We start from the raw sequence: 13,698 nt of genomic DNA, 5'->3' as shown, positions 1-13,698 counted from the left end.
AATTTCATGAACATTGACGCCCTCGTCTTCGACAAGGACGGCACGCTTTTTGACTTTGCGTCTACATGGGGTGCGTTCGGACGTATCGCACTTGAACGCCTATCCGACGGTGATACACAGCGCGCGGCTGAACTTGGCCAGGTCATCGGTTTTGATTATGCCGAGGAGAGATATAGCCCTGAAAGTATCGTTATTGCGGGAACCGTCGATGAAATTGCGCGTGCTCTGACGCCGCACTTGGCTGGCATCGCTCAGCATCAAATCGTCGAAACTCTCAATGACGCATCCGCAGCGTCAGAGCAAATGCCTGCTGTTCCTCTCGCACCTTTTCTTGAAAATATGCGAAAGGCCGGGCTTAAACTGGGTGTTGCGACCAATGACGCCGAGATACCGGCGCTGCGTCATCTCGAATCGGTCGGAGTTCGGGGCCACTTCGATTTTGTTGCAGGGTATGACAGTGGCCATGGCTTCAAACCCGGTCCAGGACAGCTTTTGGCATTTGCCAAACATGTCGATGTTGATCCGTCGCGCGTCGCCATGGTTGGTGACAGTCTTCATGATCTTGAAGCGGGTCGCGCCGCAGGCATGGTGACGATTGGTGTTCTTACGGGGCTGGCCACAACAGAAACGCTCGAACCTTTGGCAGATGTAGTTTTACCCGACATCGGCCATATTCCCGGCTGGTTGTCAGAAATCTGATTGTTCGGTGTTCTGAAACGCCAGTTTGAACGACAAAACCGACACCACTTGTCGCAGATAGAGCGGCCAGAGCTAATTCTTCGGGGCTTTCTTGAGAAAGAGAGCGCCAGGAGGACAGCTATGGAAGACAGCAGGACACGCAGACGCCGCAGCGGCGGCCGCGCTGGTGCAGCCACCCGTCGCGGAAGTGAAGTCATCGATCAGATGCCGTGGAATCCGCCTGTGAACTTAGACCGGCCAACAGAACCGTTGGGATCAGAGGGGATTGAGGCGATCCACGAAGGAGCTATGCGCATCCTCGAAGAGATCGGTATCGAGTTCTATAATCAGGAAGCTCTTGGCATTTTGCGCGAAGCTGGCTGTACGATCTCTGGTGATAACGTCCGTATGGGGCGGGACTTTGTCATGGAAATGGTGCGCAAAGCCCCAAGCTCATTCACCATAACGCCACGCAATTTGGACCGTCAGATCGAGGTTGGAGGCAAAACCATGTTGTTCGGCAATGTTTCTTCACCGCCGAACTATTGGGACATGGAAATTGGTAAAAAAGTACCCGGCACCCGACGGATGTGTCAGGATTTGCTGAAACTGACGCAGTATTTCAACTGCATCCATTTTGCCGGAGGTTATCCGGTTGAACCTGTCGATATCCATGCCAGCGTCCGACATCTTGATGTGCTTTATGACAAGCTCACGCTGACTGACAAGGCGATGCACGCCTACTCACTGGGTAAGGAACGTGTCGAAGATGTGATGGAAATGGTCCGTATCGCAGGCGGTTTGAGTCACGAAGAGTTTGAGGCATCGCCTCGGATGTATACCAACATCAACTCGACCTCACCGCTCAAGCACGACCATCCGATGATCGATGGTTGTCTGAGGTTGGCGCGGCGCGGGCAAGCGATCGTAGTAACTCCGTTTACGCTGGCAGGCGCAATGGCCCCAGTGACGATGGCGGGTGCGGTCGCCCAATCGCTGGCTGAGGCATTGTGTGCGATTGCGCTGTTCCAATATGTCAGGCCCGGCATTCCGTGCGTGATTGGGACGTTCACCTCGAATGTTGATATGAAGTCCGGAGCACCCGCGTTCGGGACGCCGGAATACATGCGCTCGACGCAGATGACCGGACAAATGGCGCGGTTCTATGGATTGCCGATGCGCTCTTCGGGTGTGTGCGCTGCGAATGTGCCAGATGGCCAGGCCATTTGGGAGACATCAAATTCACTGTGGGCCGCTGTTCAATCTGGAACAAATATGGTCTATCACGCGGCTGGTTGGCTTGAAGGCGGTCTGATCGCGAGTCCTGAGAAATTCATCATGGATTGCGAAATCCTGCAACAGATTCAGCGATATATGCAGCCGGAATTGACAGCAACAGGACCGGACGAGATCGCCCTTGAAGCAATCCGTTCAGTGGGAAATGACGGGCATTTCTTTGGCATTCAACACACACAGGATCGCTATACCACGGCGTTTTATCAGCCGTTTCTGAGCGATTGGAAAAACTTTGAGGCCTGGGAGGTCGCTGGCGGTATCTGGACTGCGGAACGGGCCCATCGAATGTTCAAAGAAATCGTTAACAATTTTGAAGCTCCGGCGTTGGACGAGGCGATCCGCGAAGAGCTTGAAGACTTTGTTGCCCGCCGCAAGGCTGAAGGGGGCGCGCCGACAGATTTCTGACCTAACCGTACCACGGGGATTAGGTCATGAATGTCTAACATTCTCATGATCTCGGCCAGGATATTGGGTGTTTGTTAAGTTTTCTGGGGTCACCTGAAGCAGATATCCAATTCGAGTTGTTTCATGCATGGGCTGATTAACAGGGCGATCCAATCATTCGTTTGTGCCACTTATGGGCGCCAATGCTGGCTGCAGGCGACCCAAGCCGCAGGATTGGATTTCGTCGAATTCGAGGCGATGCTGATCTATGAGGCAGAGGTTTCAGATCGTGTGCTGGACGTGCTTTGTACCGAATTGAACCGTCGAAAATCCGAGTTTCTTGAGGACTTGGGAACCTACCTCGTATCACATGCGAATATGGAGGACCTAAGGCGATTGCTGCGTTTCGGGGGCGTAACGTATGTCGAGTTTTTGCACTCGCTAGATGATTTGTCTGATCGAGTGCGCCTTGCTGTTTCGGATCTCACGCTGCCGGACCTTGAATTGCAGGAACATTCATCAGCGGAATACCAACTATATTGCTCTCCCGGGCTGCCGGGATTTTCCAGTGTTATGACTGGTGTTTTGCGGGCTATGGCGGATGACTACGGCGCACTTGTTGTTCTTTCGAACGAAGAGCGTCGAAATGGGTCAGAGCTCATTTCGATTACACTGATCGAAAGCGCCTTTGCCGAAGGGCGTCATTTTGAGCTTGGGGCGCGGAAATCATGATCGAAACCGAAGATCTGGCTTCCCTTCTCGATACTTTTTGCCCCATGTATGTTCTTATCAATGATGAGGGGCGAATTGTTCAAGTGGGCCCCACAGTGCAGAAACTGCGCCCGGAGCAACCCATGGCAGGGCGGCGTTTTCTTGACGTCTTTGAGTTGCAGCGCCCGCGTTCAGTCACTGAGTTTCCGACGTTGCTTTCGACGCCAGGCGGGCGGTTACGTCTTCGTTTCCAAGACCAACCGCAAACAGCCTTTAAGGGCCTGATCGCGCCACTTTCTGGCAAGGGTGCATCGGTTGTTAACCTGTCATTCGGAATTTCAATATTGGATGCGGTGCGAGACTATGCACTGACAAGCGCAGATTTCTCAGGCACCGATTTGTCGATCGAATTGCTGTATTTGGTCGAAGCTAAATCTGCCGCGATGGAGGCTTCCAGATCATTGAACCTGCGTCTGCAAGGTGCAAAGCTGGCAGCTGAGGAGCAGGCCTATACAGACACGCTGACCGGGCTAAAAAACCGGCGTGCAATGGACCATATACTCGGGCATTTGATATCAACGAAATCGTCATTTGCACTAATGCATCTGGATTTGGATTTTTTCAAATCGGTCAATGATCGTCTTGGCCATGCCGCAGGGGATTATGTGCTGCAGCAAGCCGCAATGATCATGCTTGATGAAACGCGGAGTGATGATACGGTCGCTCGTGTCGGCGGGGACGAGTTTGTCTTGATTATCAAAGGGATGACCGACCAGAAAAAACTCGACAGCATTGCCCGACGCCTGATCGCGCAACTTTGCCAGCCGATGAAATTCGAGGGGGCGGCCTGCAGTGTATCAGCGAGCGTTGGTACTGCTTTGTCGACCCAGTTCGAAATGCCAAAAGCGCAGGATGTACTGCATGCTGCTGACCTAGCGCTATACGCCGCAAAACGAAACGGACGATCTTGCCACCGGTTCTACTGCGAGTTTTCGAATGCACAACAATCCGGATAGAATGCGCTTGCCTAAATGGCTTCCAATGTCGCAGCGATATGTTGTTCGACTTGGGGTAGCTCAGAAATGACTGGCATAACTTGGCCGGCGAAGTTTGCGCGGGCCAATTCTTGCGGCACATCTTCGAGCACATGGCCTCCAGTGCAGGCAAAGAAGGGCAGGCAAAGCGCCTTTTCACCACATCCTGATGCAGCCTCGGCAATGCTTGGAGATTGCTCAACAAAGCCGGTTCGGGTGCTTTTGAATGTTACCAATTGGCCCAGCGTATCTGCAAACCCATGGGCCACCGTTGCCGGGTTATTGCTGCGCCCTGAACCATGGGCTGCGATTACCAGATCAGTGTCAGGTGCTGACCATCCTAGATTTTCAAGTTTTTGATCCAGGGCGCTTTTAACCAAAAATGGCATCTGCGGGTCGATACCCAGAGGATCCAGAATTCTGACCGACCGAGAACCAAGTCGCTTAGGTAAAGCCTTGGTCACAAACCAACCCTTCGCCATGAACAACGGATAGATCGCTATGTCGCCGGGCAATTCGTCAAGGCACGTCTCAAGCGTGTCAGGTGCAGCCAAAGTGGCGGAATGAACCGAGACCCGATGACACAGTGAATCTATTTGCCTGGCAAAGCGCGCAAGCGCCGCCTCGGCGGGTGCCGGATTTGACGGTTGTCCATGTGCGACGATAACGGCGTGTGGCATGCGGTGCTCCGAGATGGTGCTGCGAAAGATGTCCTGCTTGTTCGCAGAGTCAATGCAGGATTTTTGATTTGGCTATCCAAGTAGGGTCAACCAAAGCCAGACAGTCAGTATGGATGATGCGGTGCCGATCAAAACTGAAGATGCAGCAACCCGTTTGGCGCGCCCATACATATTTGCAAAGATATAGGCGTTGAAGCCCGGAGCCATCGCAGCGGTAAGAACACCTGAGCGAAACAGATCTTGCGGTAGCGCTAGTGAAGTTCCGAATAGCCATACGAGGCTTGGATGTAGCAACAGCGAGATGCAACAGACGAAGATAATGGCGCGCAAATCGCCTTCGGGTCGGTACTTCACCAGTACGCCCCCCAATGCGAATAGTGCGCCGGGTAGGGCCGCGCGCGTGATCAGGTTCAACGCGTCATCAACCACGCCCGGTATTACAAGCCCGGTAAGATTGACAACAAAGCCCAGTGAGATGCCCAGTATCAACGCATTCTTGAACATTGCGGACAATACGGATTTCACCATCCGCGTCCCACCATGGCCACGGTTTCGAAAGATCTCCATCACGGTGATACCAACGCAATAGCAAAACGGTGAATGGAAGGCGATGATCGCAAAATTTCCCGTCAAATTGTCCGGTCCGTAGGCACGTTCCGTGATGGGCAGCCCTAAAAGCACTGAATTTGAGAACAAGCAGCAAAAGCCAATCGCGATCGAGTCCTCCCACTCGCGTCCGAATATGAGGCGAGCGCCAACCATTCCGGCGACAAAACAGAGGCCAGCTGCCGAATAGAAACTGGTTAATAGTCTGGGGTCGAAGCTTGCGCTGAGATCGAGATTGGCGATGGCCAGAAACAACAAACAGGGAATGGCGAAGCCCTGCGTGAATTTCATCAACCCGTCGATATGATCTTCGCGGAAATATCCGAACCGGGTTGCCGTATACCCGGCGCCGATGACCAAAAACACCGGCAGGATGACATCGATCAGGCTTTGGAACATGTCGCTGCCATCGACGGTATCGCGCGCGCGAACAGCGTCTTGCCCTACAGCGGTTGCCGGATCACCATGCCGTCAAAAGCAGGTGTAATATGATCCGGTGTTTCCGCATCAACCGTGGCATAATCCAGATCGATATGCATGTTGGTCAGAACGGCACGTTTTGGTTTCAATTGCTCAATCCAGCCCAGTGTCTTCTCCAGATGGGCATGGGTTGGGTGCGGGGATCGGCGCAGGGCGTCGATGATCAGGCAGTCGAGGTCTGAAAGCTCAGCCATGCTCTCATCATAAAGCTCCGCAACATCAGGCAGATAAACGAGATTTCCCATCTTGAAGCCAAGTGCATCAATCGACCCATGGTTCACACGGAATGGTCGAAAGGGGATCAGGCCGCCGGGGCCGGAAATCTCAAACGGGCCATTGATTGTCTTTAGGTCCAGGATGGGCGGATAGGGTGAGCCTTCGGGTTGAACAAACGCATAACCAAAGCGACCGAGTAGATCGTTCTGGGTATCGCCGTCCGCCCATACAGGCACGCGGGTTTTCATGTTGAAAACAATCATCCGCAGATCGTCGATGCCATTGGTGTGATCGGCATGGGAATGGGTGTAGATCACGCCATCCAAACGCCCTGTTCCGGTGCCCAGCAATTGGCTGCGCATATCAGGAGACGTATCGATCAATGCCGAGGTTGTACCCTCTGACCCATCGCGTTCGACCAACAGTGAGCAGCGACGCCGGATGTTTTTGGGGTTCTCCGGATCGCATTCACCCCAATGCCCCCCAAGTCGCGGTACACCTCCGGACGAACCGCAGCCAAGTATTGTAAAGCGCAGCTCGCTCATGCAGCGGCCTTGTAGCAAGCGGCTTTGGTGAACAGCCGGTCAAAATTGGCCTGTGTTTGGGCGGCGAAATCGGCGTACTCCAAACCGAATACTTCGGCCCCTTTGCGCGCTGTATGCGCGGTGTAGGCCGGTTCGTTTCGTTTGCCGCGATAGGGCGGCGGCGCCAGATAGGGCGCGTCGGTTTCAACCAGGATACGATCGATGGGTGCGGCGGCGAAGATATCACGCAGCTCCTGACTTTTGGGGAATGCTGCAATGCCGGACATGGACAGATAGAAACCAAGATCAAGGGCGGCTCGGGCCAGCTCGGCTGAGGAAGAAAAACAATGCATGACACAGGAATACGGAGCGTTTCTATGCTCATCCGCCAAGATACGTGCCATGTCCTCATCCGCGGCACGTGCATGGATAATCAGGGGTAATCCGGTCCGCTGCGCCGCTTCGATATGGATACGCAGCGAACGCTTTTGCACATCCGCCGACTCAGCGGTGTAGTGATAATCAAGCCCGCTTTCCCCAATGCCCACGAATTTCGGATGCTTGGCGAATGCGAGCAGTTCATCGACTGTTGCCATCGGCTCGTCAGCGGCGCTCATCGGGTGGGTGCCTGCGGCATAAAAGACAGGGGCATGAGCCTCAGCGATGGCGCGTACCGTGGGCTCGTTACGCAACCGTGTGCAGATGGTCACCATGCGGGTCACGCCAGCGACGGCAGCGCGTGAAACGATTTCTTCCAGCTGACCGTCAAAATCCGGGAAATCCAGATGGCAATGGCTGTCGGTAATTTCGGGAGTGGGGCTCATCTGTTGTGACCGGCGGTTTCCTGTATCTTGAACAGCGTATCTAGGACAAGCGAGGCAGGGTCAAGGTTCACCGCCTGCCCATGCCGCGCACGCGCCGTGATGGGGGCGGCGATTTCGGCCCATTGGCGGGCCTTTTGCGGTGAGCTGGAGAGACGCGATAAAGTTTCGGCCTCATTCGGAGCGGCCTCGGGCATCAGTGCGGTGCCGGTCGCACCAGTCAGAGCCAGGCGCGCGAGCACCACGTCTATCAATGAAAGCAGCAGATCGAACCGTTCGGCCGCCCCACGCTGTGCAGCCGTTTCGGCCAGTTTTAGAGCGCGCTGGCGGTCAAGCCGGGGCAGGGTGCCTAAAATAGCGATCAGTTCGGCATAAAGTTCCAGCCCGCCGAGGTTTATTAAGCGAACGGCGTCACCCACTGATCCGGCGGCGAGCGCTGCGAGATGGTCAGTCTGGTTAGGAATTTCCGTATCGGTCTGCGACAGCGCAGCCTGCATATCGTCAGGCGAGAGAGGGGATAGCCGTAGTGTGCGGCAACGCGACCGGATGGTTGGCAGCAGGCGCGAGGGTTGGTGCGAAATCAGCAGCAGGGTTGTGCGCGCGGGGGGCTCTTCGAGCATTTTCAACAGCGCGTTTGCGGCGCTGACGTTCATTTCATCCGCCGAGTCCACGATGACAACCCGCCGCCCTCCATCAGCAGAGGACAAGCCGAAGAACCGCCCAAGTTTGCGGACGTCATCAACAACGATTTCATTGCGCAGCCGTCCCTGATCGTTGACAGAGCGGGTAATTGCGGCAAGGCCGGGTTCGGCCCCGGCAAGAATGCGATGGGCGACCGGGTGTTCCGGGTCGATGTCCAGAGTGTCAGGCGGAGGTGGAGCGCCGAACAGCCCGCCATCATCAGATGGCGGCGTGGCCAGCAAGAACTGCGCGATCCGCCATGCTAGTGTTGCTTTGCCCACTCCACGAGGACCGGTCAGCAACCAACCATGGTGCAATCGATCCGAATTGTACGCGGTCAGAAAGGCCTGTTGTGCTGCGTCCTGCCCGATAAGCCGGGTGGTTTCTCGCGGATGTGGGGCGCCAGGGGCCTGATCCGGAGTTGGGGTGTCGTCGCTCATGTCTGGTCTATCGCAGAGAAGTCATAACAATGTCTGTCACATCCTGCGCGACGCTGTCCATGTCCCTATTGCCGTTCACCACTCGAAAACGATCCTGGAATTCGTCCGCCAGAGCGAGAAAACCTGCACGCATCTGCAGTTGAAGATCGACACCGAAATCTTCGAACCGTTCTTCGGCACCTTGCCGACCCTTAGCGCGTGATAGACCGGTTTCCGGATCCATATCGATCAGTAGTGTCAGGTCAGGCTCGCGCTCGATCATCAAATTGTGCAGCTGATCCACGAGGTTGCGAAGATCGCCACGCGACATCCCCTGATACATGCGAGTGCTGTCGGCAAATCGGTCGCAGATGACCACTTTTCCAGCGGCCAGTGCGGGTTCGATTGTGCGTTCCAGATGGTCACGCCGGGCTGCAGTGAATAGCAGAATTTCCGTTTCGGCCGACCAACGATCCGGGTCGCCCTGTAAAACCAGATTGCGAATTTCTTCGGCGCCGGCAGACCCACCCGGTTCCCGAGTCAGAATGACATCGCGGCCTTCACGTCGCAGGTGATCGGCCAGCAGGCGGGCCTGTGTAGACTTGCCTGATCCGTCAATGCCTTCGAAGGTAAGAAACGTGCCGCGCGCCGTCACATTTGCTCCAGCGGATTGTTGATCACGTCTTTTAGAACGATGCCGCCCACTGTCATCATGCGGACGACAAACCCGCCGAGGGGTACATCCCTGTCTGCCACCAACGGGCGGCGGATTTCCGGCAGGCCTTCGGGTTTGATCACCAACTCAGCCAGCTGTTGGCCTTTGCTGACCGGCGCATTGATCGGGCCTTCGTAGACGACTTCGGCCTGAATGTCCTTGTTGCCCAGGACTGGAAACAGCAGGGTCAGATCACCTTCGGGCACCAAACCCACAGTTTTTTCCGCACCCATCCAAAGCTTGGCCTGCGCTACCGGTTCTTCCGATTTGGCAACTGTCCTCTCGACAAAATTTCGAAACGACCAGTTAACCACGGCCTCAGCCTCCTCTGCCCGTTTGCCGACGCTGTCGAGCCCGGAGAGCACAAAGACAACCCGGCGATCCCCTTGTTTGGCCGAACCAACCAGACCATATCCTGCTTCTTGCGTGTGACCGGTCTTGAGACCGTCGGCCCCGATATCCAGTTTCAGTAGAGGATTACGGTTGCGTGCGTTCGACGGGGCACGACCGTCGAATTCGAAAACCTCTTCCGCAAAGAGGGGATAGTATTCAGGGAAATCAGTGATCAATCGATCGGCCAAAACTGCCAGATCATGCACAGACATCATGTGCCCCGCAGCAGGCCAGCCATTAGAATTGGCAAAGTTCGAGTTGTTCATACCCATCTGTTGCCCGCGCTGGGTCATAAAGCGGGCAAACCCGGCTTCGGTCCCGTCGGGGCTCAATGCCTCGGCAATCACGACGCAGGCGTCGTTTCCAGATAGCACAATGATCCCGCGTAGAAGGTCTTCGACCCGCACACGGTCCTGCGTGTTCAGGAACATGGTCGAGCCACCATAGCTCATGGCGTGTTCAGATACGGGCAGAGTTTCGTCCAGCGTAAGGCGACCATCGCGCAGCGCTTCAAACGCGACATAAAGCGTCATGAGTTTCGACATAGAAGCCGGGGGCAGAGGCTGATCAGCGTCTTTCGACAACAGCACAGTGCCGGTTTTCTGATCGATCACATAAGCAGCGCGCGCGGTGGTGTCGAACGCATGGGCCGGCAGCGCAGTTAGTGCCAGCCCAATGGCAAGAGAGGTTGATCGTAAAGCGGAAAGCATCATTCGCCTCCTAGTTCAGTCAGTTCTTGGACGTGAAGGCATCAGTAAACCCAAGGTCTTTGACGTCATTCAATAATGCCCGGCGTTCGCTGCGTGTTGCAACAGGTCCAACCAGAACGCGCCATACTGATTTGTCTTCACCTTTCAGTTCAAACACGTCAGCATTCATCCCATTCCGACGTATCTTTTCCGCTGCGCTCTTGGCATTGGATTCAACGCCAAAAGTTCCAGCCTGAACATACGGCTTGGATAAGCCTCCTGCCGTTGCAGTGCTTGCTGCCACCGGTGCCGTTGCAGCGGTCGGTTCGGATGCTTCAATTGCTGCCGCAGCACCTGCGATCGGGTCCAATGGCGTTTCGGTGATCTCGTTAGGGTTTTTCTTTTGCCACCACTTGCGCTTAGCGGGCTTCTCAGTTGGCGGTGTTATCTCTGGGTCTGACAATGCCGCCGACTGCACCTCGGTCGGGGCGGCATCAGCCTCTGTGACGGCGGCAGCAGCTGCTCCTGCTGCCGCAGCGTTGGCTTCATCCGTTGGTTTTTTCTGCCACCATTTGCGTTTGACTGGTTGCTCAGTGGCTTGTGGATCTGCATCGGCAACCTCGGTGCTTTGCACTTCGGCGGGGGCCGACTCATCGTCCGAAGATGCGACGACGGCGCCAGCGGCTGCCCCAGCAACGACTGCAGCACCAGCATTCGTGTCATTGGTTGGTTTTTTCTGCCACCACTTACGTTTAACGGGCTGTTCGACCGCTTCGCCTTCAGCTGTTTCCGCAGCCGCTTCGATTCCTTCCGCAACCTCTCCGTCCTCGGTCGCCTCTGTCTCTTCAGGGGCAGGGGGCACTTCAATCGCCTCACGGCGCAGCGCCACGACTTGAACCTTGGTTGGGGCCCCCGCCAGCATACCGAGCTGTTCTGCGGCCGAGGAAGAGACCTGTAGCGCAGGTCCAGGTAAAGCCCGCTCGCGACGGAACAATGCGCCCGTAACTGTCTTGTTGTTGGCTGTGTTCTTGATCCGCACCCGCTCGGGTTGAGTAACATCAGGGTGTGCCACCCAAATTCCACCCAGAGAGGGGCGTCCATCCCAAAGTCCGGCTTCGGTCACCTGAAATACATCGGGTGCCTCAACATCACGCTGGTTCGCAGGTGCCGCATCCGGGAACAACTCGAACCTGTTGGTATTGTCTGCCTCTTCGGTCGCAACTTCCTCTTCAGGGGCCTCTTGCAGGCTGAACCCTTCTTCGCACCCAGCCAAAGCGGCCAAACCCACGACCAGAATTGCCAGCCGTTGTGGCCCTAAGCGTGTGCCCGTAGCTCGCTCCATTGTCTCAATCCCTTGCCTGACAAAGCCATATTGGCCGCGCCCCACCGCGTGATTGCTGGTTCTTCTTGCCAGTCTCTAGCGGTCTTGTCCGCGAATGATAACGCGGGCACGGGGCTAAGGAAAGACTGCTGCTGAAGCTTAGGCAAGATTTCCCGCTTTATGGCTTGCCTCTGCCTGAAACACAGCTTAGACCCTGCGGCACGCGGGGAGGTGGCAGAGTGGTCGAATGCGGCGGTCTTGAAAACCGTTGAACGTGAGAGCGTTCCCAGGGTTCGAATCCCTGTCTCCCCGCCACTCATACCCGTCTCACTTCAGTTGTGTTTTCTGACCCGGAATTGTGCCGCAATTCCCGCGAGTTGGCGCATGCGCGTTCAATCAGAGACGGAGTAGATCGTACACTCAGAGCGCAATTCCGGCCGCAGTCTCAGTGGCGCATTTTGGCGGGGTCGCTTTGGGGCGAATTTCCCTGATACCCTGCAATTTACAGGGAAATTTCGCGAAAAGGGTCTAAGTTCCGTCATTTCTCGGGTCAGAACTAAGTATTTTACAGAGGTTTATCCTGCAAATTCCCTAAAACGTGGAACAGGGAATTCTCTCATTGGAACAGGGAATTGTGCCGACGGATCAGGGAGAGCAAACCCCGTATCAGGGACGTAGGATCTGGAGATGTCAGAAGCCGAAGAGGCGTTCCTGTTCGGACCAATCAACTGGGTGGGTCACGCTGACCAGACGCTTGAGTGTGAGTTCGGGAGGCTGTGTGCCGTCGAGAATCGCTGCCTGAATCTTCGGGGAGAGAAAGGCGAGCTGAGCACGGGTGCGGATGAAGGCGCCGGGGACGCTTTCGCGGCGTGCGATTTCCATCAGTTGAACCCCGGCTTTCAGATCGCGCGCCCAGCCATCGGCGCGGATCAGCATGGACCGGAGGTGGGGATCGGGTTGGGGTGCCATGTCTCCGGCGATGACCTTGGCCTCGACGCCGCGGCGGCGCAGATCGAAGGATGCGGTGATGTGCGTGAGATCCGGGTGCAGATGATCGGCAGAGATGCCAAGCGTGCTTGCCAGAGTTTTGGGATTTAATTCGAGGTCAATTTGTCCTCGTGCAATTCTGCCGGTGGCCAGAATGTCATCGCCTACCTGACCGGCTTGGCGTTGAAGCGGGTTACTAAATCCGCAACTGAAGTCTGAACCGCCTCCGCTGACCCCGCCTCCGGCTGCGCCAGAACTCGATGCGTGATTGCGGCGTCTTGCAGGTGTCTGACGATGACATTCATTACCGCGTGTTCCAGCGCCAGGCCGGGCAGTCGCCAGCCAGAGATATCCTTGCCACCCTAGATCAGTCGATTGGAGATTTAGTAGCTCAACCGTCGGCCTTTGCGCGTGGTGTGGGTCGGCGTCAATCGATCACCAGTTTCGTCCTGCAGCAGACCGGTGAGCCAGGCCCAGGGGTCAGTGGAGTGTTGGCGCTCATTGGGTGTAGGGTCTGCACGGGATCACAGCGACGCTTGGCGCATTTTCTCCTGTACCCGGTCCCAGATTTCCTGGTCGATGATCGCCGGATGTTGTCCGCCCCAGATCTTGTCCTTGTGGCGGACTTTTCCGAGATAAACCGGGTTGCGCAACAGGTAATAGTGTCTTGTCAGAAGAACTTGTCTTGAGGCGGGCAGGGTGGTTGCGTAGCTTTTGTCCATGACCAGACCTGCCTCTTTCAAGTATTTCAAAACCAGCCCTCAGATCATCCGCCTTGCGGTGATGCTTTACATCCGTTTCCCACTCTCGCTTCGAAATGTCGAAGACTTGTTACACGAGCGAGGCATCGACGTGAGCCACGAAACTGTCCGGTATCGGTGGAACAGGTTTGGCCCAATGTTTGCGTCAGAGATCCGAAGAAAGCGTGTTCAGCAATTGAGAGCTTACTCCAAATGGAAGTGGCACGTGGACGAGGTTTTCGTGAAGGTGAATGGCAAGAGACACTACCTCTGGCGGGCCGTCGATCATGAGGGCGAAGTGCTGGAAGCAATCGTTACCAAAC

At 55.7% G+C, this 13,698-nt stretch carries 15 protein-coding genes and 1 tRNA gene; 7 read left to right on the top strand and 9 right to left on the bottom strand.

All coding sequences use genetic code 11. The annotated features are described in order from the left end of the window. Positions 1-6 precede the first annotated feature (6 nt). From ACR0MQ_RS14475 to ACR0MQ_RS14460, 4 genes are all read left to right on the top strand, one after another. Positions 7-699, top strand: a complete 693-nt coding sequence (locus ACR0MQ_RS14475; RefSeq protein ID WP_480608960.1) for an HAD family hydrolase — start codon at positions 7-9, stop codon at positions 697-699. A gap of 120 nt (positions 700-819) precedes the next feature. Then, entirely contained in the window at positions 820-2,379 is a 1,560-nt protein-coding gene (locus ACR0MQ_RS14470) for a trimethylamine methyltransferase family protein (RefSeq protein WP_010442744.1), read from the top strand. Positions 2,380-2,502: 123 nt separating this feature from the next. Further along, positions 2,503-3,090: a heme NO-binding domain-containing protein gene (locus tag ACR0MQ_RS14465; RefSeq protein WP_170775727.1), complete on the top strand. Its 588-nt coding sequence runs from the start codon at positions 2,503-2,505 to the stop codon at positions 3,088-3,090. Next, positions 3,087-4,085, top strand: coding sequence for a GGDEF domain-containing protein (locus tag ACR0MQ_RS14460; protein WP_170775729.1), 999 nt, complete (start codon positions 3,087-3,089; stop codon positions 4,083-4,085). Before ACR0MQ_RS14465 ends, ACR0MQ_RS14460 begins: the two co-directional genes overlap by 4 nt. A gap of 11 nt (positions 4,086-4,096) precedes the next feature. Here ACR0MQ_RS14460 and ACR0MQ_RS14455 read toward each other — a convergent pair whose 3' ends face one another. The 8 genes from ACR0MQ_RS14455 to ACR0MQ_RS14420 all read right to left on the bottom strand — a co-directional run bounded on the left by ACR0MQ_RS14455 (position 4,097) and on the right by ACR0MQ_RS14420 (position 11,669). Further along, positions 4,097-4,783, bottom strand: coding sequence for a CbiX/SirB N-terminal domain-containing protein (locus ACR0MQ_RS14455; RefSeq protein ID WP_170775730.1), 687 nt, complete (start codon positions 4,781-4,783; stop codon positions 4,097-4,099). Positions 4,784-4,855: 72 nt separating this feature from the next. Next, complete coding sequence (locus ACR0MQ_RS14450; protein ID WP_170775732.1) at positions 4,856-5,788, bottom strand: AEC family transporter; 933 nt, start codon at positions 5,786-5,788, stop codon at positions 4,856-4,858. Between the two features lie 44 nt (positions 5,789-5,832). Next, a complete protein-coding gene (locus ACR0MQ_RS14445) occupies positions 5,833-6,630 on the bottom strand; it encodes an MBL fold metallo-hydrolase (protein WP_170775734.1) in 798 nt (265 codons plus the stop codon). Next, positions 6,627-7,433, bottom strand: a complete 807-nt coding sequence (locus ACR0MQ_RS14440) for a TatD family hydrolase (RefSeq protein WP_170775736.1) — start codon at positions 7,431-7,433, stop codon at positions 6,627-6,629. Before ACR0MQ_RS14440 ends, ACR0MQ_RS14445 begins: the two co-directional genes overlap by 4 nt. Next, a complete protein-coding gene (locus ACR0MQ_RS14435) occupies positions 7,430-8,551 on the bottom strand; it encodes a DNA polymerase III subunit delta' (RefSeq protein ID WP_480608955.1) in 1,122 nt (373 codons plus the stop codon). Before ACR0MQ_RS14435 ends, ACR0MQ_RS14440 begins: the two co-directional genes overlap by 4 nt. Positions 8,552-8,558: 7 nt before the next feature. Beyond that, positions 8,559-9,185: a dTMP kinase gene (tmk, locus tag ACR0MQ_RS14430; RefSeq protein ID WP_480608952.1), complete on the bottom strand. Its 627-nt coding sequence runs from the start codon at positions 9,183-9,185 to the stop codon at positions 8,559-8,561. Next, on the bottom strand, positions 9,182-10,348 hold the full coding sequence (locus tag ACR0MQ_RS14425) for a D-alanyl-D-alanine carboxypeptidase family protein (protein ID WP_480608949.1): 1,167 nt from the start codon (positions 10,346-10,348) through the stop codon (positions 9,182-9,184). Before ACR0MQ_RS14425 ends, tmk begins: the two co-directional genes overlap by 4 nt. 19 nt (positions 10,349-10,367) lie before the next feature. Then, positions 10,368-11,669 (bottom strand): SPOR domain-containing protein, encoded by a 1,302-nt coding sequence (locus ACR0MQ_RS14420; protein ID WP_170775745.1) that lies wholly within the window; start codon positions 11,667-11,669, stop codon positions 10,368-10,370. 204 nt (positions 11,670-11,873) lie between these two features. Here ACR0MQ_RS14420 and ACR0MQ_RS14415 point away from each other — a divergent pair. After that, a tRNA-Ser gene (locus ACR0MQ_RS14415) sits at positions 11,874-11,963 on the top strand. 372 nt (positions 11,964-12,335) lie between these two features. Then, on the top strand, positions 12,336-12,746 hold the full coding sequence (locus ACR0MQ_RS14410) for a hypothetical protein (RefSeq protein ID WP_480608946.1): 411 nt from the start codon (positions 12,336-12,338) through the stop codon (positions 12,744-12,746). Between the two features lie 413 nt (positions 12,747-13,159). Here ACR0MQ_RS14410 and ACR0MQ_RS14405 read toward each other — a convergent pair whose 3' ends face one another. Beyond that, on the bottom strand, positions 13,160-13,357 hold the full coding sequence (locus ACR0MQ_RS14405) for a recombinase family protein (protein WP_480608942.1): 198 nt from the start codon (positions 13,355-13,357) through the stop codon (positions 13,160-13,162). On the opposite strand from ACR0MQ_RS14405, the gene ACR0MQ_RS14400 reads away from it, so the two are divergent. Beyond that, the coding region (locus tag ACR0MQ_RS14400; protein ID WP_480608939.1) for an IS6 family transposase at positions 13,356-13,698 on the top strand (343 nt) is incomplete at its 3' end. The genes ACR0MQ_RS14405 and ACR0MQ_RS14400 overlap by 2 nt on opposite strands.

This window comes from Ruegeria sp. AN6 (assembly GCF_056540425.1).
This window is presented reverse-complemented; position numbering and strand designations above follow the sequence as displayed.

Bases quoted from the DNA above. Each gene is read 5' to 3' on its own strand.
- ACR0MQ_RS14475 (WP_480608960.1), top strand. From the start codon at position 7: ATGAACATTGACGCCCTCGTCTTCGACAAGGACGGCACGCTTTTTGAC.
- ACR0MQ_RS14470 (WP_010442744.1), top strand. From the start codon at position 820: ATGGAAGACAGCAGGACACGCAGACGCCGCAGCGGCGGCCGCGCTGGT.
- ACR0MQ_RS14465 (WP_170775727.1), top strand. From the start codon at position 2,503: ATGCATGGGCTGATTAACAGGGCGATCCAATCATTCGTTTGTGCCACT.
- ACR0MQ_RS14460 (WP_170775729.1), top strand. From the start codon at position 3,087: ATGATCGAAACCGAAGATCTGGCTTCCCTTCTCGATACTTTTTGCCCC.
- ACR0MQ_RS14455 (WP_170775730.1), bottom strand. From the start codon at position 4,783: ATGCCACACGCCGTTATCGTCGCACATGGACAACCGTCAAATCCGGCA.
- ACR0MQ_RS14450 (WP_170775732.1), bottom strand. From the start codon at position 5,788: ATGTTCCAAAGCCTGATCGATGTCATCCTGCCGGTGTTTTTGGTCATC.
- ACR0MQ_RS14445 (WP_170775734.1), bottom strand. From the start codon at position 6,630: ATGAGCGAGCTGCGCTTTACAATACTTGGCTGCGGTTCGTCCGGAGGT.
- ACR0MQ_RS14440 (WP_170775736.1), bottom strand. From the start codon at position 7,433: ATGAGCCCCACTCCCGAAATTACCGACAGCCATTGCCATCTGGATTTC.
- ACR0MQ_RS14435 (WP_480608955.1), bottom strand. From the start codon at position 8,551: ATGAGCGACGACACCCCAACTCCGGATCAGGCCCCTGGCGCCCCACAT.
- ACR0MQ_RS14425 (WP_480608949.1), bottom strand. From the start codon at position 10,348: ATGCTTTCCGCTTTACGATCAACCTCTCTTGCCATTGGGCTGGCACTA.
- ACR0MQ_RS14420 (WP_170775745.1), bottom strand. From the start codon at position 11,669: ATGGAGCGAGCTACGGGCACACGCTTAGGGCCACAACGGCTGGCAATT.
- ACR0MQ_RS14410 (WP_480608946.1), top strand. From the start codon at position 12,336: ATGTCAGAAGCCGAAGAGGCGTTCCTGTTCGGACCAATCAACTGGGTG.
- ACR0MQ_RS14405 (WP_480608942.1), bottom strand. From the start codon at position 13,357: ATGGACAAAAGCTACGCAACCACCCTGCCCGCCTCAAGACAAGTTCTT.